At 65.8% G+C, this 22,113-nt stretch carries 21 protein-coding genes; 18 read left to right on the top strand and 3 right to left on the bottom strand.

What is annotated here, in order from left to right; translation table 11 throughout:
• From steA to HK108_RS12335, 18 genes are all read left to right on the top strand, one after another.
• A complete protein-coding gene (steA, locus tag HK108_RS12420; RefSeq protein WP_181271750.1) occupies positions 1-1,239 on the top strand; it encodes a putative cytokinetic ring protein SteA in 1,239 nt (412 codons plus the stop codon).
• The gene (locus HK108_RS12415) at positions 1,232-2,224 is read left to right on the top strand and encodes a copper transporter (RefSeq protein WP_181271749.1); all 993 of its coding nucleotides are present in this window, start codon (positions 1,232-1,234) and stop codon (positions 2,222-2,224) included. Before steA ends, HK108_RS12415 begins: the two co-directional genes overlap by 8 nt.
• Positions 2,221-3,090, top strand: a complete 870-nt coding sequence (locus tag HK108_RS12410; RefSeq protein ID WP_181271748.1) for a hypothetical protein — start codon at positions 2,221-2,223, stop codon at positions 3,088-3,090. The genes HK108_RS12415 and HK108_RS12410 overlap by 4 nt, the downstream gene beginning before the upstream one ends.
• Positions 3,087-4,844: a murein biosynthesis integral membrane protein MurJ gene (gene murJ, locus HK108_RS12405; RefSeq protein WP_181271747.1), complete on the top strand. Its 1,758-nt coding sequence runs from the start codon at positions 3,087-3,089 to the stop codon at positions 4,842-4,844. Before HK108_RS12410 ends, murJ begins: the two co-directional genes overlap by 4 nt.
• Complete coding sequence (locus tag HK108_RS12400; RefSeq protein WP_139908283.1) at positions 4,841-5,989, top strand: glycosyltransferase family 4 protein; 1,149 nt, start codon at positions 4,841-4,843, stop codon at positions 5,987-5,989. The genes murJ and HK108_RS12400 overlap by 4 nt, the downstream gene beginning before the upstream one ends.
• Positions 5,990-6,022: 33 nt before the next feature.
• Positions 6,023-7,159, top strand: coding sequence for a glycosyltransferase (locus HK108_RS12395; protein WP_172170106.1), 1,137 nt, complete (start codon positions 6,023-6,025; stop codon positions 7,157-7,159).
• Between the two features lie 8 nt (positions 7,160-7,167).
• Positions 7,168-8,847 (top strand): CTP synthase, encoded by a 1,680-nt coding sequence (pyrG, locus tag HK108_RS12390; protein WP_219922354.1) that lies wholly within the window; start codon positions 7,168-7,170, stop codon positions 8,845-8,847.
• An 88-nt stretch (positions 8,848-8,935) separates the two neighbouring features.
• The gene (locus HK108_RS12385; RefSeq protein WP_181271745.1) at positions 8,936-9,640 is read left to right on the top strand and encodes an NUDIX domain-containing protein; all 705 of its coding nucleotides are present in this window, start codon (positions 8,936-8,938) and stop codon (positions 9,638-9,640) included.
• A gap of 6 nt (positions 9,641-9,646) precedes the next feature.
• Positions 9,647-10,597 (top strand): site-specific tyrosine recombinase XerD, encoded by a 951-nt coding sequence (gene xerD, locus HK108_RS12380; RefSeq protein ID WP_181271744.1) that lies wholly within the window; start codon positions 9,647-9,649, stop codon positions 10,595-10,597.
• A 38-nt stretch (positions 10,598-10,635) separates the two neighbouring features.
• Positions 10,636-11,502 (top strand): ParA family protein, encoded by an 867-nt coding sequence (locus HK108_RS12375; RefSeq protein WP_181271743.1) that lies wholly within the window; start codon positions 10,636-10,638, stop codon positions 11,500-11,502.
• 89 nt (positions 11,503-11,591) lie between these two features.
• Positions 11,592-12,449: a segregation and condensation protein A gene (locus HK108_RS12370; protein WP_229664124.1), complete on the top strand. Its 858-nt coding sequence runs from the start codon at positions 11,592-11,594 to the stop codon at positions 12,447-12,449.
• Positions 12,446-13,099 (top strand): SMC-Scp complex subunit ScpB, encoded by a 654-nt coding sequence (gene scpB, locus HK108_RS12365; protein WP_181271742.1) that lies wholly within the window; start codon positions 12,446-12,448, stop codon positions 13,097-13,099. The genes HK108_RS12370 and scpB overlap by 4 nt, the downstream gene beginning before the upstream one ends.
• Before the next feature lie 17 nt (positions 13,100-13,116).
• Positions 13,117-13,977: a pseudouridine synthase gene (locus HK108_RS12360; protein WP_139908276.1), complete on the top strand. Its 861-nt coding sequence runs from the start codon at positions 13,117-13,119 to the stop codon at positions 13,975-13,977.
• Positions 13,974-15,122 (top strand): prephenate dehydrogenase, encoded by a 1,149-nt coding sequence (locus tag HK108_RS12355; RefSeq protein WP_181271741.1) that lies wholly within the window; start codon positions 13,974-13,976, stop codon positions 15,120-15,122. The genes HK108_RS12360 and HK108_RS12355 overlap by 4 nt, the downstream gene beginning before the upstream one ends.
• Entirely contained in the window at positions 15,119-15,778 is a 660-nt protein-coding gene (gene cmk / locus HK108_RS12350) for a (d)CMP kinase (RefSeq protein ID WP_172170085.1), read from the top strand. Before HK108_RS12355 ends, cmk begins: the two co-directional genes overlap by 4 nt.
• Positions 15,775-17,286, top strand: coding sequence for a ribosome biogenesis GTPase Der (gene der / locus HK108_RS12345; protein ID WP_139469735.1), 1,512 nt, complete (start codon positions 15,775-15,777; stop codon positions 17,284-17,286). The genes cmk and der overlap by 4 nt, the downstream gene beginning before the upstream one ends.
• Positions 17,287-18,597, top strand: a complete 1,311-nt coding sequence (locus HK108_RS12340; protein WP_229664123.1) for an AI-2E family transporter — start codon at positions 17,287-17,289, stop codon at positions 18,595-18,597.
• 147 nt (positions 18,598-18,744) lie between these two features.
• Entirely contained in the window at positions 18,745-19,371 is a 627-nt protein-coding gene (locus HK108_RS12335) for an L-threonylcarbamoyladenylate synthase (RefSeq protein WP_101546252.1), read from the top strand.
• A gap of 158 nt (positions 19,372-19,529) precedes the next feature.
• On the opposite strand, the gene HK108_RS12330 is transcribed toward HK108_RS12335, so the two are convergent.
• From HK108_RS12330 to HK108_RS12320, 3 genes are read right to left on the bottom strand one after another with little or no spacing between them, the layout of a single operon-like run.
• Complete coding sequence (locus tag HK108_RS12330; protein WP_139908273.1) at positions 19,530-20,234, bottom strand: ABC transporter ATP-binding protein; 705 nt, start codon at positions 20,232-20,234, stop codon at positions 19,530-19,532.
• Entirely contained in the window at positions 20,234-21,001 is a 768-nt protein-coding gene (locus tag HK108_RS12325; protein ID WP_181271740.1) for an ABC transporter ATP-binding protein, read from the bottom strand. The genes HK108_RS12330 and HK108_RS12325 overlap by 1 nt, the downstream gene beginning before the upstream one ends.
• Before the next feature lie 2 nt (positions 21,002-21,003).
• Positions 21,004-22,110, bottom strand: a complete 1,107-nt coding sequence (locus HK108_RS12320; protein WP_229664122.1) for a branched-chain amino acid ABC transporter permease — start codon at positions 22,108-22,110, stop codon at positions 21,004-21,006.
• Between the last annotated feature and the right edge of the window lie 3 nt (positions 22,111-22,113).

The following is a 22,113-nucleotide window of genomic DNA, read 5'->3' as shown; positions in this document are numbered from 1 at the left end:
ATGAAAGTGCGCAGACACCGTGAGAACCTCACCGCACCGACCAGGTTCGGCCCCGCCCCTGCCCGCTTGGACCGACGCACGAAGAATCTGACGAAACGCCTCCAAGCAGGCGACATCGCCATCATCAAGCACTCCGACATCGACCGCATCTCCGCCGAAGCCCTCGTCGCCTGCCGGCCGGCCGCGGTGATCAACGCCGACAAGTCGATCTCCGGCCGCTACCCGAACCTCGGCCCGAGCATCATCGTCGACGCCGGCATCCCCCTCATCGACGCCGCCGGAGCCGACATCTTCGATACGGTCGACGAAAACGCCGAGATCTCCATCGAGGGCGCCACCGTATACGCAGGCGAAACCGAGGTGGCCACGGGAGTCCTGCAGACGGCGGAGACGATCTCCGAGGACATGCACGCCGCCGAAGCCGGAATGAACTCCGTGCTCGTGGACTTCATCGACAATACGATCGAATACATCCGCAAGGACTCCGACCTGCTCTCGGCCGAACTCGTCGTGCCCGAAGTGAAGACGACGTTCACCGACCGGCATGTGCTCATCGTCGTCCGCGGATACCACTACAAGGAGGACCTGGCGATGCTGGCCTCCTATATCCGCGAATACCGGCCGCTGCTCATCGGCGTCGACGGCGGAGCCGATGCCATCATCGAAGCCGGCTACCGACCGGACATGATCGTCGGGGACATGGACTCCGTGTCCGACACCGCTCTGACCTCGGGCGCCGAGATCGTCGTCCACGCCTACCGCGACGGCACCGCCCCGGGCACCGAACGGGTCGAAGCCCTCGGAGTCGAATGCGTGGCCTTCGCAGCCTCGGGCACGAGCGAGGACATCGCCATGCTGCTCGCCGATGACAAGGGTGCCGAACTCATCGTCGCCGTGGGCACCCACGACACCGTCATGGAGTTCCTCGACAAGGGCCGCAAGGGCATGGCCTCGACCTTCATCACCCGACTGCGCGTGGGTTCGAAGCTCATCGACGCCAAGGGTGTGTCCCTGCTCTACCGGCAGCGCATCTCCAGCCTGCAGCTGGCCGTGCTCATCATCGCCGGACTCGTCGCCCTCGGTGTGGCGATGACCGCGACCTCGGCCGGACAGACCTTCCTCGGCCTCATCGGCGCCCAACTCGACGGCCTCTTCGGCTGGATCGGTTCCCTCTTCGGCGGCGACCCCGCAGCATCCACCGACTCCGCCGGCCTCATCCAAGGACTGACCAGTGATTGATTTCCGCTACCACCTCGTCTCCCTCGTCTCGGTGTTCCTCGCCCTCGCCGTCGGCATCGTCCTCGGCGCGGGACCGCTGAAGGAACCGATCGGGGAGTCCCTGCAGAGCCAGGTCGATGCGCTGCGCTCGGACCGCGACAACCTGCGCTCCGACCTCGACGCCGCCAAGGGCAATATCGACAAGCAGAACGAATTCGTCACCGCCGCGGCCCCGGAACTCATCGACGGCACCCTCGACGGGCAGGAAGTGAGCATCATCGCCGCCCCCGAGGCGGACTCCGAACAGGTCGAAGAGGTCAGCAACCGGGTCAAGGAAGCCGACGGCACCATCGCCGGCGACGTCTCGTTCGTGCCGAACACGCTCAGCCTCGAGGACTCCACCCAGTTCCTCAAGCGGCTGCGCACCGTCGTGCCGCACCTGCCGAAGGACGACTCGACCGCGATCCGCGCCGCCCTCGTCATCGCCCTGACCGGTGACGCTTCGATGCTCGAAGACGAGGACGATCAGGCCGATGCGGAGAAGCAGGCGGCGAAGCTCTACGACGTCTTCGTCGAAGCCGACCGTCTGCGCACCGACACCGACCACAAGACCACCTCGCTGTTCATCGTCATCGACGATGAGAACTCGACACTGGCCGAGGACACCGAACCCAGCCCGAAGGCCTCCGACGACAAGGGCACCCGCACCCTCGTCACCGACTTCATCACCGCGCTCACCGCCGAAGCCACCTCGGTGGTCGTCGCAGGCGACGCCGGATCGGCACAGAACGGACTCGTCAACGTGCTGCGGACGGAGAAGTCCCGCGCCAGCACCGTCGACGGCCTCGGCCTCGGCGCCGGTCCCGTCATCACCGTGCGGGCACTGGCCTCCGGAGAAGCCGGAAAGCACGGACACTTCGGATTCGCCGAGGACGCCGAAGGCATCCTGCCGGGCAAGATCGAAGAGAAGCCGTCCGACGACACCCCGAAGGGAGACGAGAAATGATCCGCTCCATCGTCAGCACCGCCGTCGCCGGACTCGCCGGCTTCGCCGCGACGAAAGCCGTGCTCAGATCACGGCTGCGCACCCACGATTCCGTGGTGCGCACCAACCACGCCGGACACGACGTCTCACTCGCCGAAGGCCCTGCCGTCGCGGCGGGACTGCTGGCTGGCAGCCTGCTCATCGAAGACCCTCGGCAGCGGTCGGCGACCCTGCTGGCCACGGCCGCGGCGGGCAGCCTCGGCGCCGTCGACGACTTCTGCGAATCCGGATCCTCCAAAGGACTGCGCGGTCATCTGTCGGCCCTGGCCCGCGGGGAGATCACAACCGGAACGATCAAGGTCACCGGCATTCCGCTCGCCTCGATCGCGGCCGCCGCGATCCTGCGCAGCCGCACCCGGCCGTCCGGGCTCTTCGGCTCCACGCACTCGACAAGCGACCGACCCTGGTACGCGGCCACCGCGGATGTCATCGTCACAGGGGGAGTGATCGCGGGCTCTGCGAACCTGTTCAACCTCCTCGACCTGCGGCCGGGCCGGGCACTCAAGGCCGGAGCACTGACCCTGGCCTTCACCGACCACCATCGCCGCGTGTCCTGGGCACCAGCCGGAGCGATCGCGGGAGCCACGGCCGCAGCCTGGCCCGACGACCTCGCCGGTGATGCGATGCTCGGCGACACCGGAGCCAATGCCCTGGGAGCGGCGATCGGCGTGATCCTCGCCGAAACCGCCACACCGGCACAGCGACGCCTCATCCTCGCTGTCCTCGCCGGACTCACCCTGGCCAGCGAGAAGGTCTCCTTCACCTCCGTCATCGAATCGACTCCGGGACTGCGGGAGATCGACTCGTTCGGCCGCGAGGATAAGTGAACAAGCTCGTTCGAGTCCTCGCCTCCACGGCGCTGCTCGTATCGATCATCACCCTGCTGACCCGTTTGGTCGGCTTCTTGCGCTGGCTGGTGTTCTCGGCAAACGTCGGCGCCGGCACCGTCGGCACCGCCTACCAGAGTGCCAATCAGGTCCCGAACATCCTCTTCGAGGTCGTCGCCGGAGGCGCCCTGGCCGGAGCGGTCGTCCCGCTTCTCGCCGTGCCACTGGCCAGATCGGACCGGGAGGCCGCCGGACGCATCGCCTCGGGCCTGCTGACCTGGGCGGTCAGCGTCACCCTGCCCCTGTCGATCCTGCTGGCCGTGTTCGCCCCGCAGATCGCGAGGATCCTCGTCGACACGAAGACGAGCGCCGCGGGAGTGCAGGCGACCGTGGAGCTGCTGCTCATGTTCTCCCCGCAGCTCGTCCTCTACGGAATCGGCGCCGTGCTCACCGGAGTGCTGCAGGCCCACCGGAAGTTCCTGTGGCCGGCGTTCGCCCCGCTGCTCTCCAGCCTCATCGTCATCGGCAGCTATATCGCCTACAGTTCCGTCGGCGGCAGCGACGACACCTGGCAGACCCACCTCGGCTGGCTCGGCTGGGGCACCACCGTCGGCGTCGCAGCCCTCGCGCTGCCGCTCGCCCTGCCGATGGCCACGACCGGGCTGAAGCTGCGTCCCACCTTCTCCTTCCCACCCGGAGTCGCCCATCGTGCGCTGCGCCTGGCCGGCGCCGGAATGTCTGCCCTGCTCGCCCAGCAGGCCGCTGTGCTCGCAACCCTGAGCCTGGCCAACCATGTCGGTGGGGACGGCACGCTCGTCCTCTTCAGCTACATCAACGCCGTCTACCTGCTGCCCTACGCGGTGCTCGCCGTGACCGTGGCGACGGTGGTCTTCCCGACCTTGTCGACCTGGGTGGGACGATCCACCGACCCCGAGGCGACCGAGCACAGACGTGCGGAAGCCGGGGTGCGGATGCGGTCGGTGACCTCGACGACGACGGCGCTCATCATCGCCATCGGCGGACTCGGCGCCGTCATCCTGCTCTCGGCCGCGGGCCCCCTGCAGACCTTCTTCATCGCCATCGACGCCGAAAGCGAATCCGCCGCACCCTTCGACTCCATGGCCACGGCGATCATGGTCATGGCCTTGGCTGTGCCCGGGTGGTCCTTCGTGGCGTGGGGCACCCGCGTCTTCTATGCGGTGGAACGCTCCCGCTATTCGGCGGCAGCCACGACGACGGGGTGGATCCTCGTCATCGTCGGCATGGTCGGAGCCATCCTCGTCACCGGCTCGAACGGCAATCCCGGACTGACCCTCGTCTGCATCTGCAGCGGCTATGTGCTGGGCATGACCGTCGCCGGAGTGTTCCTGCTCGTGAACATGCGCCGCGTCCTCGGCCCCACCGGACTCGCCCTCGTCGGACGTCGATCGCTGCTCGCGCTCGGTGCCGCCATCGTCGCAGGCACCGCCGGAGTGGTGACCTCGCAGTGGTTCGGGGGACTCCTCGACAACTCCGCAAGCTCCGCGGTCATCGCCGGAATCGTCGCAGCCCTCCTCGGCTGCATCGTCTTCGGACTCATCGTGCTCGTCATCGACCGCGGGTTCCTCGGAGAGGTCCGCGGCCTGCTCGCCGACCGGAACCGGGCCGGCGTCAACGACGAGACGACCGTGCACGCCGCCGAAGCGCAGACCAGAGACCACGGCCCCAGCGACACCGACAGACCCAGCGACACCGACAGGGAGGAAGACTCATGAGAATCGTCTTCACCATCGGCACCTCGACCGGGGGAGTCGGCACCCACGTGCACGCACTCGCCCGCGACCTCGCCGCCGCCGGACATGAGATCGGCGTCATCGGACCGGCCGCCACCGACGAACACTTCGGCTTCTCGCTGCTGCCCGGAGTCCGATTCGGCGTCCTCGAACTCGGCACCGGAATCGGCGCCTCCGACGCAGCCCTCGTCCGCCGGCAGCGCACACTGCTGCGCAGCTTCTCCCCGCAGATCGTCCACGCCCACGGTTTCCGCGCCGGACTCATCACCCTCTTGACCCTGCGCACGCTGAAGACCCGACCGAAGTTCGTCCTCAGCCTCCACAACCAGGCCAGCGGACAGGGACTGCGCGGACGGGTCGAAACCCGAGTCGAGACGATGCTCGCCCGCGGGGCCGACCTCGTCCTCGGTGCGAGCACCGACCTCGTCGACCGCGCCCGCGAACTCGGTGCGCAGACCGCCCGGTTCCTCCCTGCCGCCGCCCCCGAGGTGACCCCCGTATCCGCCGAGGCGGCCGCCACCACCCGCTCGAGCTTGGCCGAGGAGTTCGACTTCGCGCCAGGGGCCCTGATCGTGCTTGCCGTCGGCCGCGTCGCCAAACAGAAGAACTACCCGATGCTCGTGCGCGCACTCGCTCGCCTCGGCGAGGAGAACCACCAGGGCGAGATCGTCGCGCTCATCGCCGGTGCCGCCGATGAGGAGGTGCTCGCCGACGTCCGCGCTCAGTACGACGACGCCGCAGCCGCCTCGGCGATTCCGGCCCTGCACTTCCTCGGACCCCGCGATGACATCGCCGAACTCGCAGCGGCTGCGGACATCTACGCGCTCACCAGCGTGTGGGAGGCCCGGGCGCTCGTGCTCCAGGAGGCGCTGATGACCGGCAAGGCGATCGTGGCCACCGCCACCGGCGGCAGCGCCGAACTCGTCGGCGATGCGGGGATACTGATCGACCATGACGACGATGCCGCCTTCGCCGCTGCCGTGGCCGAACTCGCCATCGATCCTGCCCGCCGCGCAGAACTCGGAGCCAGGGCACGGGCACGCGGAGCGGAGCTTCCCGATGAGAGGGAAGTTGCCGAAGAACTCGCAGGTCTTTACACGGAACTCGTGCCTGCCCAGGTAGGCTAGAAGCAGCGTCGAACGAAAGAAGAGGATGAGGAAATGAGCGAATCCGGCGAGGTCAACCCACTGAGCGCAGACACGAGGATTCTGCACGTGCTCGCCGATACCACCGGTCCCGTCGTCGAAGTGGCGAAGCTCGCCGTGCTCGGTCACCTCCGGGCCGGTTTCAAGGTCGCCGTCGCCGCGCACCGGTCACTGCTGGGCACCTTCGGAGTCCCTGAGGAATTGGCCGGCGAATTCCGCGAGATCGAACTCACCGCCCGTCGCCGACTCACGACCGCTGACCCCGGCTCCGCCTTCACTCTTCACAAGTACTACCAGCACGTGGACATCGTCCACGCGCACGGACTGCATGCGGCGACGCTCGCCGGACTGGCCTTCACCGGTCTGCCCGCCCGCCTGCACCCGAAGGTCGTCGCCACCATCGAATCCTTCGACTCCGCCAACGTCATCGAGAAGACCGGAGCCGAGATCGTCGGCCGCACGGCCACCGCAGTGCTCGGCACGACCGAACCCGTCGTCGACTACTACGGCGGCCGCGTCCCGGTCGTCGAACGCGCCGAACTCGTCCACCCGGACATCGACGCCGACCTCACGGTCCGCACCCCGCGCGCCGAGGTCCGTCGCGAACTCGGCCTCGCGGAAGGCACCTGGATGGTCGCCAGCCCCATCGCGCTGCGTGACCACACTGCCCTGGCGACGGTCCTCGACGCCGCCGACCAGATCAACCAGCGCCGCCGCGACCGCAAGGTCGTCTTCGTCCTCACCGGCACCGGCAAGGACCGGTCGACGATCTCCCGCGAATTCTCCGACCGCGGCGTCCTTGTGGCACCGGCTGGAGACCTCGTCGATGTCGCGGCCGCTGCCGATGTCGTCATCGCCAGCGAGACGATGACGGGACTGTCCCACGAAGACCTCATGCAGCTGTCGAAGCCCGCGGTCTTCATCGGCAGCGAACGCCGCGCCGGCATCTGGGGAGAGGCCGCGAAGGCCGTTCCCGCCGACGACACGGAGGCGCTGCTGCGTGAGATCAATCATCTTCTCGACGACCCGGCCGGACGCGGAACCTCCGCTGTGGCAGCAAAGAAGCGGGTCATCGACGTGAGCAACGGTGCGGCGATCTCCGAGACGCTGCTCGACCTGTACGCCGAGGTCGACGCCGTCTCGGATTCGTGAGCCGGACTTTGATAGAATCAAATCCCGTGGTGAATCGAACTGGCCCAGGCGGCACACATACGGCAAAGCACATCTTCGTCACGGGAGGCGTCGCCTCCTCGTTGGGCAAGGGTCTGACGGCATCGAGCCTCGGCCATCTGCTCACTCAGCGCGGCCTCACCGTGGCCATGCAGAAGCTGGATCCCTACCTCAACGTGGATCCCGGCACGATGAACCCCTTCCAGCACGGCGAAGTCTTCGTCACCGAGGATGGTGCCGAGACCGACCTCGACATCGGCCACTACGAGCGCTTCCTCGACAACGACCTCGACGGCGCAGCGAATGTGACCACCGGACAGATCTACTCCTCGGTGATCGCGAAAGAACGCCGCGGTGCGTACCTCGGCGACACCGTCCAGGTCATCCCGCACATCACCGATGAGATCAAGGCGCGGATGCGTGCCCAGGCCGAACGCCCCGAGGCGGACCGCCCCGACGTCATCATCACCGAGATCGGCGGCACCGTCGGCGATATCGAATCCCAGCCTTTCCTCGAGGCGGCCCGCCAGGTCCGTCACGACATCGGCCGGGACAACGTGTTCTTCATCCACGTCTCTCTCGTGCCCTACCTCGGGCCCTCCGGAGAGCTGAAGACGAAGCCGACCCAGCACTCGGTGGCCACCCTGCGCTCCATCGGCATCCAGCCCGATGCGATCGTGCTCCGCTCCGACCGCGAGCTGCCGGATTCGATCCGCGCGAAGATCGCCGGCGCCTGCGACGTCGAGACCGAAGCTGTCGTGTCCTGCGTCGACGCCCCGAGCATCTACGACATTCCGAAGGTCCTCCACGACGGCGGCCTCGACGTGTTCGTCATCCGCAACCTCAACCTGCCGTTCCGCGACGTCGACTGGACGAAGTGGGATTGGGTACTCGAACGCGTGCACAACCCGTCCCGGGAAGTCACCATCGGCATCGTCGGCAAGTACATCGACCTGCCCGATGCCTACCTCTCCGTCACCGAGGCGCTGCGCCACGGCGGCTTCGCCAACGATGCGAAGGTCAAGATCAAGTGGATCCAGTCCGATGACTGCTCCACCGAAGCCGGAGCCGCGTCGGCACTGTCCGGCCTCGACGCGATCTGCGTGCCCGGAGGCTTCGGCATCCGCGGCATCGAAGGCAAGCTCGGCGCACTCGAATACACCCGCACCAACGGCATTCCGACCCTCGGCCTGTGCCTGGGTCTGCAGTGCATGGTCATCGAATACGCACGCAACGTCGCCGGCATCGAGGCGGCCTCGTCGTCCGAATTCGACCCCGAGACCACGGTTCCGGTCATCGCGACCATGGCCGAGCAGCTCTCGATCGTCGAAGGCGAAGGCGACCTGGGTGGCACCATGCGTCTGGGCACCTACGAAGCCAAACTCACCGAAGGCAGCGTCGTGGCCGGCGTGTACGGGGACACGACGATCAGTGAGCGTCACCGTCACCGCTACGAGGTCAACAACACCTACCGGGATCAGCTCGCCGAGGCGGGGCTCGAGTTCTCCGGAACCTCACCGAACGGTGAGCTCGTCGAATTCGTCGAACTGCCGCACGAGCAGCACCCGTTCTACGTCTCCACTCAGGCGCACCCCGAGCTGAAGTCGCGTCCGACCTCACCTCATCCGCTGTTCGCGGGTCTGGTCGCCGCCGCTCTCGAGCGTCAGTGACCGTTGTCCATCTTCACAGCGAATGCCGTCGGCCAGAGCGCCGGCGGCATTCGCCGTTCCACCACCGTCGAGTTTCGGGAGGCAGCCGATGAGCACCCAGCACGATGAGATCCTGCAGGACGATCCGGTGATCCCGCCGATCACCTCCTCCGAGGTCGTCTACGAAGGCGCAGTGTGGGATATCCGCAGAGAGACCTTCGACCTGCCCGAGGCGTCCGGGCTCGTCCGCGATCTCATGGCGCACACCGGTGCCGTCGGCGTGGCCGTCGTCGACGACCAGCAGCGGATCCTCCTGGCCCAGCAATACCGGCATCCCGTCCGAGCGAGGCTGTGGGAGGTCCCGGCCGGTCTGCTCGACGTTCCCGGAGAGGACCCGCTCGAAGCGGCGAAGAGGGAACTCGTCGAGGAAGCCGACCTCACGGCCGACCACTGGGACGTCCTCAGCGACTCCTGCCTGACCCCGGGCGGCAGCTCCGAGACGATGCGTCTCTACCTGGCACGCGGACTCTCCTCTGTTCCCGAAGCCGACCGTCACGAACGCGGCGAAGAAGAGGCAGGATTCCGTTACGCCTGGGTCGGCATCGACGAAGCACTCGCGGCCGTGATCGATGGACGGATCACCAACGCGATCGCCCAGCTCGCGATCTTCCAGGTCGACCGGGTGCTGCGCGCCGAAGCTGCAGGAGCACCGGTGGAGTTCCGTCCCGTCGATGCGCCGAGGCGACTCGTCGACGGCCGCCCCGAATTCGGCCGTGGTGCTCAGGTCGAGACCATCGGTTCGAGCGAGGACTGAGACCCTGTGGCTCGGCACGGCGCCGAACTCCTGCCGGAGAACCTGCCCGGAGACCTGCGGCGCGCCTTCGAGTCCTATCTCGCCTCCCTGCGGTTCGAACGCGGACTGTCGATGAACTCGATCGACGCCTATGCTCGTGACCTCGCCCGGTACGGAACCTGGCTGACCGAGGACGGGGTGAGCCGCCTCGGCGATGTCGATCGACAGAAGGTGGAGAACTTTGCGCTTCACCTGCTCGATTCGGGACTGGCACCGCGGAGTCGGGCCCGCGCACTCGTCGCGGTGCGACGATTCCATACCTTCGCCCTGGGGGAGAACCTCGCGCCCACTGACCCGGCCTCCGAGGTCAGCCCACCGCAGGAAGGACTGCGACTGCCCAAGGCACTGGCGCTCGACGAGATCGAATCGATGATCGCCACCACCGACGGCGACGAACCCGTGCAGATCCGGGCCGCGGCCCTACTCGAACTCCTCTACGCCACAGGTGCACGCATCTCCGAGGCCGTGGGCGTCGACCTCGACGATCTCGACCTCGACTCAGGGCTCGTCCGGCTCTACGGAAAGGGCGGGAAGGAGCGGATCGTGCCCTTCGGATCCCACGCCGCGCGCGCCCTGGGAGCGTGGGTGTCACGGGTGCGTCCGTCGATGGCGGCGAAGGCGAGATCCTCGGCCCCGGCCGGGGCACTGTTCCTCAATGCACGCGGAACCCGGCTCTCCCGAGTCTCGGCGTGGCAGATCGTCAAGGACGCCGGAGAGGCGGCGAAGATCGACGCCGAGGTGTCTCCGCACACCTTCCGCCACTCATTCGCCACGCATCTGCTCGAAGGCGGTGCGGACATCCGCGTCGTCCAGGAGCTGCTCGGCCATGCCTCGGTGACGACGACGCAGATCTATACGAAAGTCTCCGAGGAGACACTGCGGGAAGTGTACGCGACCTCGCACCCCCGAGCGCGGTAGGGTTGGACGTAGAGCAACGAAAGGTGGCCATTCGAGAGATGAATACGCAAGAGGCGTTGGAGATCCCCCAGCAGCGGACCGCAAGCGAGCCCCAGGACTTCCCGGAGCCGGCACCCCTGGCTTCGCACGGACCCGCCCGCATCATCGCGATGGTCAACCAGAAGGGCGGGGTCGGCAAGACGACCTCGTCGATCAACCTCGGTGCGGCTCTGGCCGCCTACGGCCGCAAGATGCTGCTCGTCGACTTCGACCCGCAGGGCGCACTGTCCGTCGGACTGGGACTCAACCCCTATGAGCTCGACATCAGCATCTACAACCTGCTGATGAACCCGCGATTGGACCCGCACGAGGTCATCGTCGAAACGGACTTCGACAACATCGACATCCTGCCGGCCAATATCGACCTCTCCGCCGCCGAAGTCCAGCTCGTCGGCGAGGTCGCCCGCGAGCAGGTGCTCGCCCGTGCCCTGTCGAAGGTCGCCGACGAATACGACGTCATCCTCATCGACTGCCAGCCCTCGCTGGGACTGCTCACCGTCAATGCTCTGACCGCCGCCCATGGTGTCGTCATCCCGCTCGAGACCGAGTTCTTCGCTCTGCGCGGCGTCGCCCTGCTCGTCGAGACCATCGAGAAGGTCCAGGACCGGCTCAACCCCTCACTCGAGGTCGACGGAATCCTCGCCACGATGTTCGACTCGCGGACCCTGCACTCGAAGGAAGTCATGTCGCGAGTCACCGAAGCCTTCGGCGACAAGGTCTTCGAGACCGTCATCAACCGCACCGTGAAGTTCCCCGACGCCTCCGTGGCCGCCGAACCGATCACGAGCTTCGCCCCGAAGCACGCCGGCTCCGAAGCCTACCGCCGACTCGCCCGGGAGCTCATCGCCCGCGGAGGCGCACCCTGAGCGACTCCGTAACAGACGTGGAGGAAGCGGCATCTGCCTCAAGCGGTGGCGTCGCCTCGGGCGATGGCGCTGAATCCGGCACTGACATCGTGTCCGGCGATGGCGCAGCGCCCGGCGATGACACGGCTTCCGAGAATGACTCCGCACAGGGATTCCAGGTGCGGTTGGACAACTTCACCGGCCCCTTCGACCTGCTGCTCGGACTGATCTCGAAACGACGCCTCGACGTCACAGAGATCGCCCTCGCCGAGGTGACGGACGAGTTCATCGCCTACACTACAGAGCTGAAGGATCAGGCGAATCTCGCCGAGATCTCCCAGTTCCTCCTCGTCGCCGCGACCCTGCTCGACCTCAAGACCGCACGGCTGCTGCCCCACGAAGACGGTGAAGAGGTCCTCGACCTCGAACTGCTCGAGGCCCGTGACCTCCTCTTCGCCCGGCTGCTGCAGTACAAGGCGTACAAGTCCGTGTCCGGGTACCTGGCCGAAGCGATGGCCGCCGGCTCGATCCGGGCCCCACGCGATGTCGACCTCGAGCCGGAGTTCCAGGACGTGCTGCCGCCGCTGGAGCTGAACATCGGTCCCGGTGAGCTCGCCGGAATCTTCGCCACCGTGCTCCAACGCGACCACACCCCGCCGAGCGTCGCCGTCGACCATATCCACCTGCCGCTCGTGAGCGTGTCCGAGCAGCGCGGGCACATCCTGTCCCTGCTGCGCGCCGGAGACGTCGACTTCCAGGATCTGCTCGAAACAGCCGAGAACACCCTGGTCGTCGTGGCGAGGTTCCTCGCCCTGCTCGAACTGTTCAAGGTCGGCCTCTGCGACTTCGACCAGCCCGAACCTCTGGGACGGCTGCTCATCCACCGCACCGAGATGAACGAAGACGGAGTCGACCTGCGCACCGAAGGCGACTGGAGCGGAGACGAAGCAGAAGGGGAACAATCATGATCGATGACGAGATCCTCGCCGGCATCGAAGCCGTGCTCATGGTCGCCGATTCGGCGGTGACTGCCGAAGACCTCGCGGGCTCCCTCGGCCTCGACGAGGACACCGTCCTCGAAGCGATCCAGACGCTCAAAGCCGACTACGACGGGGACGAGCACCACCGGCAGCGCGGGTTCGAGATCCGCCATGTCGCCGGCGGCTTCCGCATCTTCTCCCGCGGCGACTATCACGAGGTGGTCAAGGACTTCCTCACGGCCGGGCAGAGCGCGAAGCTCTCCCAAGCTGCGCTCGAGACTCTGGCAGTCATCGCCTACCGGCAGCCGATCTCCCGGCCCCGCATCGCAGCCATCCGCGGCGTCAGCGTCGACGGCGTCATCCGCACCCTGCTGCTGCGCGGACTCATCGTCGAAGCAGGCAAGGAAGCGTCCACCTCGGCGCTGCTCTACGCCACCACGCGTACGTTCCTCGACACGATGGGCATGAACGCGATCGACGACCTGCCCGATATCGCCCCCTACCTGCCTGAAGACGCCGACGTCGCCGAACTCGGCGCCGAAGACACCGAAGTGCTCGCCGAGATCGACGGCGCCCTCGACGACGATCTCGACGATGACTCCGATTCGGCCGCCGAGATGTCACGAGTCGCTGATTGATTTGAGAGAATGGATGTATGAGTCCCTACCGTGATCACCGCGCCCCCGGCGGGCGCCAGAACCGACCCAGCCGAAAACAGCGCGCAGCGACGGCGAATCAGGCCTCCAACAAGGGCGGTTCGGGAGCCGGCCAGACATCAGACGCCCACGTCAGCGGGGGTGTGCGGCTGCAGAAGGTGCTCGCCGAGGCGGGACTGGGATCACGCCGTGCCTGTGAGCAGCTCATCGCCGATGGCCGCGTCGAGGTCGACGGGTCCATCGTCACCGAACTGGGCACCCGGATCGACCCCGAAACACAGTCCGTGTACGTGGACACAGTGAGAATTTCGACACAGACCAAGAAGGTCTACCTCGTGCTCAACAAGCCAGCGGGAGTCGTATCGACCATGAGCGACCCCGAGGGCCGACCCTGCCTGGCCGACTATGTGCGCAACAACAATGAGCGCCTCTTCCACGTCGGCCGTCTCGACACCGAGACCGAGGGCATCATCCTGCTCACCAACGACGGGGAGCTTAGCAACCGCCTGGCCCACCCGCGCTACGAGATCCCGAAGACCTACCTCGCGAAGGTCAAGGGACAGCTGGCGAAGGATGCCGGTGCCATCCTCAAGGCCGGAATCGACCTCGAAGACGGGTTCGTCAAGGTCGACGACTTCAAGCTCGTCGATTCGACTCCGGGCAAGTCCGTCGTCGAACTCACCCTCCATTCCGGCCGCAACCGCATCGTGCGCCGCCTCCTCGCCGAGATCGGCCACCCGGTGGAGCGGCTCGTGCGGCTGAAGTTCGGACCGATCGTCCTCGACGAGCAGAAGCAGGGCAAGATCCGCCCGCTGCGCTCCGATGAGGTAGGTGCACTGTTCGAGGCCGTCGGTCTGTGAGAGTCCACATCATCGGCACCGGCCTGCTCGGTGCCAGCCTGGGGTTGGCGCTGAGCGCGAAGGGCCATCAGGTGACCCTCGAAGACACTTCACCGACCGCGCAGCAGCTCGCCGCGGATCTCGGCGCCGGTCAGGTCGTCAATCCTCCCGAAGACCTCGCCGAGGCGGCCGACCCGACCGTCGCCGCCGACGCGGCATCGCCTGCCGCGCTCCCGGACATCGTCGTCGTGGCCACCCCGCCCGACGTCGCCGCACGGGTCATCGCCTCGGCGCTCGAGGACTACCCGAACGCTACGGTCACCGACGTCGCCAGCGTGAAGACCCGCCTCCTCGAGGCGGTGCGCGAATTGGTCACGGAACCTCAGCTCGATCGCTATATCGGCTGCCATCCGATGGCCGGACGCGAGAAGTCCGGGGCGATCGCAGCCCAGTCGGATCTGTTCACGGCCCGGCCCTGGGTGATCTGCTCGGATGAGCAGACCCCGGCCGACCGCCTCGGCGAGGTCATCGCCATGGCCGAGGACACCGGTGCTTCGGTGCTCCACCTGGATCCGCGCATCCACGATGCCGCGGTCGCGAAGGTCTCGCATGTGCCGCAGATCGTGTCCTCCCTCGTCGCCTCTCAGCTGCGGCATGCGCCTCTGGAGGAGATCTCGCTGGCCGGGCAGGGACTGCGCGACGTCACGCGCATCGCCGCCTCGGACCCGGGTCTGTGGACGCAGATCCTGACCGGAAACGCCGAGGAGGTCCGTTCCGTGCTCATCGATCTGCGCACCGAGCTCGACGAGGTCATCGGCGCACTCGAACTCGGACCCGGGTCGACGGGGCTGCTCGCCAAGGCGATCGCTTTGGGCAACGAGGGACACGACCGGATTCCCGGCAAGCACGGACAGCCGCCGACCACCTATGCTGTTGTCACGATCCTGGTTCCGGATACGCCCGGAATGCTGGCCCGGCTGTTCAAGGACATCGGCGACCTCGGCGTCAATGTCGAGGACTTCCGGATGGATCACGCCTCCGGTCGGAAACTGGGCATGGTCGACGTGTCCGTGGTCCCGGCCATCCAGCAGGAGCTGGAGATCGGATTGCTGTCGAAGGGATGGCAGATCCCCGAGTCCGCCATCGAGAAAGAAGGAACTGCATGAGCGTCGTAGCCATTGACGGACCGTCCGGAGTGGGCAAGTCGAGCACCGCCAAGGAGGTGGCGCGGCGACTGGGGTACCAGTACCTGGACACCGGTGCGATGTACCGGGCGATGGCGTGGCTGTGCCTCAACCGCGGAGTCACCGACCCCGTCGACGTGCTCGAGCAGGTGCGCGGAGCGGATCTGGAGATCTCGCTCAGCCCCGACGAATTCTTCGTCTCCGTCGACGACATCGACGTCACCGAGGACATCCGCGGTGAGGACGTCTCGGCGAACGTGCAGACGGTCTCCGGTGTCATCGACGCCCGCGAGGAGCTCATCGAGATGCAGCGAGCCTATATCGCCGCCGCACCCGAGGGCATCGTCGTCGAGGGCCGGGACATCACCACAGTGGTGGCCCCCGATGCCGATGTGCGCATCCTCATGACCGCCCGCGATGAGGTCCGCGTGGCCCGCCGGGCCAAGGAAGTGCACGGCAATGCCGACGCCGAGGCGATCGCCGCCACCCAAGACCTCGTCACGGGCCGTGACGCCAAGGACTCCGCCACGACGAGCTTCTTAGAGGCCGCCGACGGAGTGTTCACACTCGATACCAGTGACATCGACTTCGACCAGGTGGTCGAGACGGTGCTGCAGCTGGTGAAGGACTCACAATGAGCGAATCCGAATTCCACGAGACACCCGACGAAGACCTCGTCGATCGTGTCGAGAGCATCAGCGACGAGGAGGCCGAGCAGCGGGCGACCGCGCTCGAGGCCGGACTCGAAAGCTATGAGCTCGAAGACGAGGACCGTGCGCTGCTGCGCGCCTACGGCTTCGATGACGACGACGATGAAACGCTCGGTGCCGCACCGGTGCTGGCCGTCGTCGGTCGCCCCAACGTCGGCAAGTCGACTCTGGTCAACCGCATCCTCGGCCGCCGCGAAGCCGTCGTCGAGGACGTTCCGGGCGTCACCCGTGACCGCGTGAGCTACCGGGCGGAATGGAACACGAAGGAATTCACCCTCGTCGACACCGGCGGTTGGGACCAGGACTCCAAGGGCATGGCCTCGCGCATCGCGATCCAGTCCGAGGTCGCCGTGGACATGGCCGATGCCGTGCTCCTCGTCGTCGATGCCACGACCGGCCCGACCTCGACCGATGAGATGGTCGTGAAGATGCTGCGCCGGAAGAAGAAGCCGGTCCTCCTCGCCGCGAACAAGGTTGACGACGAGCGCGGCGAGCTCATGGCCGCCGAACTCTGGGGCCTGGGCCTCGGCCAGCCGTGGACCGTCTCGGCTCTGCACGGTCGGGGAGTCGCCGACCTGCTCGACGAAGTGCTCACGATCCTGCCGGAGGTCTCGGCCGTCGACACCCGCGTCGAGGAGGGCGGACCGCGTCGTGTGGCCCTCGTCGGCCGTCCGAACGTCGGCAAGTCGTCCCTGCTCAACCAGCTCATCGGTTCCGACCGGGTGCTCGTCGACAATGTCGCGGGCACCACTCGTGACCCGGTTGACGAGCTCATCGAGCTCGGCGGTAAGCAGTGGCGCTTCGTCGACACTGCCGGTATCCGCCGTCGCGCTCATCAGGCCAGCGGTGCCGACTTCTATGCAGCGCTGCGCACGCAGACCGCGCTCGAACGCGCCGAGGTGGCTCTCGTCCTCATGGAGGTCCAGGATCCCCTGAGCGAGCAGGACGTCCGCATCGTCACGACCGCCGTCGAGGCGGGACGTGCCGTGGTGCTGGCGTTCAACAAGTGGGATCTGCTCGATGACGAACGTCGCTTCTATCTGGAGCGGGAGATCGAACGGGATCTCGGCCATGTGGCATGGGCACCGCGCGTGAACATCTCGGCGAAGACCGGCCGCCATGCGGAGAAGCTCGTACCGGCGATGGAGACCGCTCTCGAAGGCTGGGACACCCGTATTCCGACGGGACGACTCAATGCGTTCCTCGGTGAGCTGGTCGCGGCCAACCCGCACCCGGTGCGCGGCGGTAAGCAGCCGCGCATCCTCTTCGGCACTCAGGCGCAGTCGCGTCCGCCGAAGTTCGTGCTCTTCACCACCGGCTTCCTCGATCCCGGTTACCGCCGGTTCATCATCCGTCGCCTGCGTGAGACCTTCGGCTTCAAGGGCACTCCCATCGAGGTGTCGATGCGCATTCGCGAAAAGCGTCGGGGACGCTGAATGAACGAGGACGAGCGGGCGCAGGCGTCGGGCGCCGCTGACGGTGCGGTCGGATCAGCCGGCGATGCCGCGCGCCCGGCCGAGCCTGCACCGTCCTCAACACCGTTAGCCGGTTCGACGTCCGGGCACACGGGCCCTGTGGCGGACTCGGAGTCTTTACACGCTGACTCTGCGTCAGGGAAGGTCGGATACGCCGCCTCCGACGCAGCGGGCGAGGCACGGCCCTGGCATGCGCGGCCGCCGGCACGGGCGCTGATGATCGCGGTGACGCTGGCGGGCCTGGCGTACGCGCTGATGTTCTTCCGCGGACTCCAGGACATCGTGGCTCCGGTGTTCCTCGCGCTCAACTTCTATATCGTCGTCTACCCGGTGCAGAGGCTGCTCACTCGGATCAAGGTGCCGCGGGCGATCGGGGCGTGCATCTCGGTCGTGCTCGTGCTGTGCATGATCTTCGCTTTCTTCGGCCTCACGGCATGGTCCGTCGCCGAGCTCGTCATCCTCATCCCCAGCTACAGCAATGAACTCGTGGCCACCTACCAGAGCACTCTGGCGCTGCTGTCGGACATCGGGGTGACATCCTCGGTGATCCAGCAGCAGCTCTCGGCTTTCGACGTCCGCTCCGTCCTCGACGCCGTCTATCCGCTGCTGACGAACCTGTCGTCGGTTGCGGGCCTGCTGACCACGGTGATCATGGCGGTGTTCTTCGTGGCGATGGACTCGATGGGCATCGACAAGCGGATGGCGATGCTGCTCGATGTGAAGCCCTCGCTGACGGCGTCGATCGGCGACTTCGCCAGTGGCGTCCGCCGCTACTGGGTGGTCGCCACGGTCTTCGGCCTCATCGTCGCATTCCTCGATGTCATCGCCTTGGCGATCATCGACGTCCCGCTCATCTGGGTGTGGGGAGTGCTCGCATTCCTGACGAACTACATCCCGAACATCGGCTTCGTCATCGGCCTCGTCCCACCGGCCCTGCTGGCACTGGTCGACAGCGGCTGGCAGTCGGCTCTGTGGGTGGTCATCGCCTACAGTGTGCTCAACTTCGTCATCCAGGCGATCATCCAGCCGAAGTTCACAGGTGAGTCGGTGGGGGTGACCCCGCTGATCTCCTTCCTGTCACTGCTGTTCTGGGTGTGGATCCTCGGCTGGCTCGGCGCTCTGCTCGCACTGCCGGCGACACTGCTCATCAAGGCTCTGCTGGTCGACGCGGATCCCAGAGCCAGGTGGGTGAATATCCTTCTCGCCTCCGATCCGCGCACCGGCCGAGCCGAATTGGTCAAGGGCCTGAAGAAGCCAGTGACGGCGGACTGATCAATACCTCTTGCTCGGTCTGGGAATCTGACGGACCGGCCCGACGCCGCCGAAAGGTTTCGGCTCGAAGAGCCCACCGTTTTCGCATTGCCGGGCACTTGTCCGTCAACCCCTCGCACTGTGGCGGCAGAGTGGTTAGCATGAAGTATGGCGACACTACTGAATATCCATCCGGAGAACCCGCAGGACCGACTGATCGAGAAGGCCGCTGAGTCACTCAGGAACGGTGGCCTGATCGCCTATCCGACTGATTCCTGTTATGCCCTCGGCTGCGCATTGGACAACAAAGAAGGCATCGAACGGATCACCCGCATCCGGCATCTCGGTTCGAAGCACCATTTCACGCTGATGTGCCATGACTTCGCTCAGCTGGGTCAGTTCGTCATCGTCGACAATTCCGATTTCCGAGCCATCAAATCGATGACGCCGGGGCCGTACACGTTCATCATGAAGGCGACGAAGGAAGTCCCGCGCCGGATGATGCACCCGAAGAAGCATTCGGTCGGCGCTCGGATTCCGCAGAACGTCACGGCCCTCGCCCTCGTCGAGGCGATGGGGGAGCCGATCCTGTCCTCGACGCTGCTGCTGCCCGGCGATGAGGATCCGCTGACTCACGCCGAGGATGTCATGGACCAGCTCGGCAATGACCTCGATATCGTCATCGAGTCCGGTGTCCCCGGAGTCGTGCCGACCTCGGTCATCGACTTCACCGGACGGTACCCCGAGGTGGCTCGCGTCGGAGCCGGGGACGTCTCCCGGTTCCAGGATGAGTGAGACGGCCGGGCACGCCCAACCGAATTGAATGAGTGTGACTGACCGTTCTGGACGTTCGGAACGATCAACTCAGCGAAATCTCGCCGAGGTGGCCGGGCCGCCTCGGCGAGATCTTTGTACTGCGCAGTCTTCCTGCACGAATGGGAGGCGTCCGCTCGTCAGAGGCCGAGGTAAGCCGCCTGCACCTCGGGGTTGTCGAGCAGCCGAGAGGCATCATCAGCGAGGACGATCCTCCCCTCAGCAAGGACGTATCCTCTGTGGGCGATCGCCAGCGATGCCTTCGCGTTCTGCTCGCTGAGCAGGACGCCGATGCCGTTTCGATTGATCTGGGCGACTGACTCGAGCACCTGCTCGACGACGATGGGAGCCAGGCCCATCGACGGCTCATCCAGGATCAGCAGGCTCGGGTCGGACATCAATGCTCGTCCGATTGCGACCATCTGCTGCTGTCCGCCGGACAGGGAGCCTGCTGGTTGCTTCGCCTTCTCTTTGAGGATCGGAAACATATCGAGGACCTCAGCGTAGACCTCTTCTGTTCGCGATCTGTTCCGGTGAGGATAGGACCCCAGACGCAGGTTCTTCTCCACCGACATCTTGCCGAACAGGTGGCGACCTTCCGGGCAGTGCGCGATACCGGCTTTGACGATGGCATTCGGGCGAGCTCGTTGCAGCTGACGACCCTCATAGGTGATCGACCCGGCACGGACACGCATCAGTCCGCTGATGGTTCTGAAGAGTGTCGTCTTGCCTGACCCGTTCGCTCCGAGGACCACGGTGAGCTCTCCTGGATTCGCCGTGATGCTCACCCCGTGGAGAACGTTCGTGGCATCGTACCCGGTGCTGACATTGTCGAGCGTGAGCATCAGTTCTCCTCCTGTGCTGTCGAACCGAGATAGGCACGGATGACATCCGGATTCGTTTGGATCTCCGCCGGTGCGCCGAGCGCCAGCTTCTGCCCGTGGTCCAGGACGAGGATCGTGTCCGCGAGGTCCATGATCATCGTCATCTTGTGCTCGACGAGGAGGACGGAAACGCCTCGCTGTGGCAACGACCGAATCAGGTTGCCGAAATCGACGGTCTCCTCTTCGGGGATGCCGCCGGCGGGTTCGTCGAGCAGCAGCAGCTCGGGCTCCGTGGCCAGCGCCATGGCCACTGCGGTGCGTTTCTGCACCTCCTGCGGAACATTGGACGCCAGATCGTGCCGATATTCCGCGACCCCGCAGGACTCAAGAGCTTCCATCGCCTTGTCTTCGTTGATACGTGATTCACGACGATGGCGAGGCGTGTGGAAGACCGCGTCGAAGACGTTGGACTTCGAACGGACGATTCGACCGGCCAAGACGTTTTCCAACAGAGTGCTGTCATCGAACAGGTTCGTTGTCTGGAATGTGCGGGCAATGCCGCCGGCCACAGTCCGGTGTGGTGAGGAATGAGTGATGTCCTCACCCTTGAAGCTGATGGTCCCGGCTGTGGGCCGATAGAATCCATGGACAAGGTTGAACAGCGTTGACTTGCCTGCTCCATTGGGACCGATGACTGCAGTGATCTGACCTGCCTCGACGTCCAGATTGACGTCCTTGACCGCATCGAGCCCGCCGAAGCGCTTACCGAGGTCTCGTATTTCAAGCATTGTCATTTCGTCTCCTCGGAAGAGGGGGTGCCTCCGGTCCGGCCGGCACCCGATTCGATCCCGTCGGCGACGTTGCGTGCGCGGTGGTCGCCTGTTCCGCCGGAGGTCGAAGCACCTGTCGAATCGAGATCGTCGTCGGCACCACGGGCTTCCTCCGCCCTGCGCCGTCGATTGCGTCTGTCGACGAAACCGCCGAGGTATCCGACGATTCCCCGCGGCGCGAAGATCACGAGGGCGACGATGATGGGACCCAGCACGATGAATCGATAGGCCTGGAAGTCCTGGAAGAGTTCGAACAGGAATGTCACGATCATGCTTCCGAGCAGAGGACCCGCGACAGTGCCCATGCCTCCGACGAGAATGAACATGAGGAATTCGAAGGTCTTGTCGATCGATGCCGCGTCGGGTCCGATGAAACCGACCACTGTTGCGTAGAGGCCGCCGCCGACTCCGCCGAAGACAGCCGAGGCGGCGAAGGCGAGCTGTTTGCTGAAGCCGACGCGCACTCCGATCGCATCCGCCAGGTCTTCGCTCGTCCTGATGGTCAGCAGTGTGCGGCCTACGCTCGAACGCCTGATCGCATAGGTCGTGTAGACACAGATGAGCAGGATTGCGAACACCAGGTAGAACATCGCGACCGGAGATTCGAAGTCGATGAGCCCTCCGCCTTCGGGGAATTTCACATTGTTGACCCCGGAATGGGCATGAGTCACGGGCTCCCAGCGGCTGATGACGAGGAAGATGATGAAGCCGATGGCCATTGTGAAGATGGCGAAGTACTCATCCTTGGTCCGCAGGGCGATCAGCCCGCAGAGGTAGCCGATGACCGCAGTCCCGATGACTGACACGACGAAGGCTGCCCAGAAGCTCCAGTCGTAATCGGTGGTGAGCAGCCCGACTCCATAGGCGCCGATTCCGAAGAACCCGCCTTGAGCCAGGTTCAGCTGTCCCGTGAAGCCGAGGATGATGTTGAGGCCGTAGACAGCGATCGCCGCACACATGCCCACGGTGATCACTCGCATCGCGTAGTTCTCCTGTGCAAACGCCAGGGGCGTCAGACCGAGCAGAATGATGACGGCGATGGTGCCGATGATTCGAGGATTCTTCATTGG

The organism is Brevibacterium sediminis, assembly GCF_013623905.1.
GTDB classification, from domain to species: Bacteria; Actinomycetota; Actinomycetes; order Actinomycetales; family Brevibacteriaceae; genus Brevibacterium; species Brevibacterium sediminis.
This window is presented reverse-complemented; position numbering and strand designations above follow the sequence as displayed.

What these genes read in the sequence shown, in the direction of transcription:
- steA (WP_181271750.1), top strand. Translation starts at nt 1, where the DNA reads ATGAAAGTGCGCAGACACCGTGAGAACCTCACCGCACCGACCAGGTTC.
- HK108_RS12410 (WP_181271748.1), top strand. Translation starts at nt 2,221, where the DNA reads ATGATCCGCTCCATCGTCAGCACCGCCGTCGCCGGACTCGCCGGCTTC.
- HK108_RS12400 (WP_139908283.1), top strand. Translation starts at nt 4,841, where the DNA reads ATGAGAATCGTCTTCACCATCGGCACCTCGACCGGGGGAGTCGGCACC.
- HK108_RS12395 (WP_172170106.1), top strand. Translation starts at nt 6,023, where the DNA reads ATGAGCGAATCCGGCGAGGTCAACCCACTGAGCGCAGACACGAGGATT.
- HK108_RS12385 (WP_181271745.1), top strand. Translation starts at nt 8,936, where the DNA reads ATGAGCACCCAGCACGATGAGATCCTGCAGGACGATCCGGTGATCCCG.
- HK108_RS12375 (WP_181271743.1), top strand. Translation starts at nt 10,636, where the DNA reads ATGAATACGCAAGAGGCGTTGGAGATCCCCCAGCAGCGGACCGCAAGC.
- scpB (WP_181271742.1), top strand. Translation starts at nt 12,446, where the DNA reads ATGATCGATGACGAGATCCTCGCCGGCATCGAAGCCGTGCTCATGGTC.
- HK108_RS12360 (WP_139908276.1), top strand. Translation starts at nt 13,117, where the DNA reads ATGAGTCCCTACCGTGATCACCGCGCCCCCGGCGGGCGCCAGAACCGA.
- cmk (WP_172170085.1), top strand. Translation starts at nt 15,119, where the DNA reads ATGAGCGTCGTAGCCATTGACGGACCGTCCGGAGTGGGCAAGTCGAGC.
- der (WP_139469735.1), top strand. Translation starts at nt 15,775, where the DNA reads ATGAGCGAATCCGAATTCCACGAGACACCCGACGAAGACCTCGTCGAT.
- HK108_RS12340 (WP_229664123.1), top strand. Translation starts at nt 17,287, where the DNA reads ATGAACGAGGACGAGCGGGCGCAGGCGTCGGGCGCCGCTGACGGTGCG.
- HK108_RS12335 (WP_101546252.1), top strand. Translation starts at nt 18,745, where the DNA reads ATGGCGACACTACTGAATATCCATCCGGAGAACCCGCAGGACCGACTG.
- HK108_RS12330 (WP_139908273.1), bottom strand. Translation starts at nt 20,234, where the DNA reads ATGCTCACGCTCGACAATGTCAGCACCGGGTACGATGCCACGAACGTT.
- HK108_RS12325 (WP_181271740.1), bottom strand. Translation starts at nt 21,001, where the DNA reads ATGCTTGAAATACGAGACCTCGGTAAGCGCTTCGGCGGGCTCGATGCG.
- HK108_RS12320 (WP_229664122.1), bottom strand. Translation starts at nt 22,110, where the DNA reads ATGAAGAATCCTCGAATCATCGGCACCATCGCCGTCATCATTCTGCTC.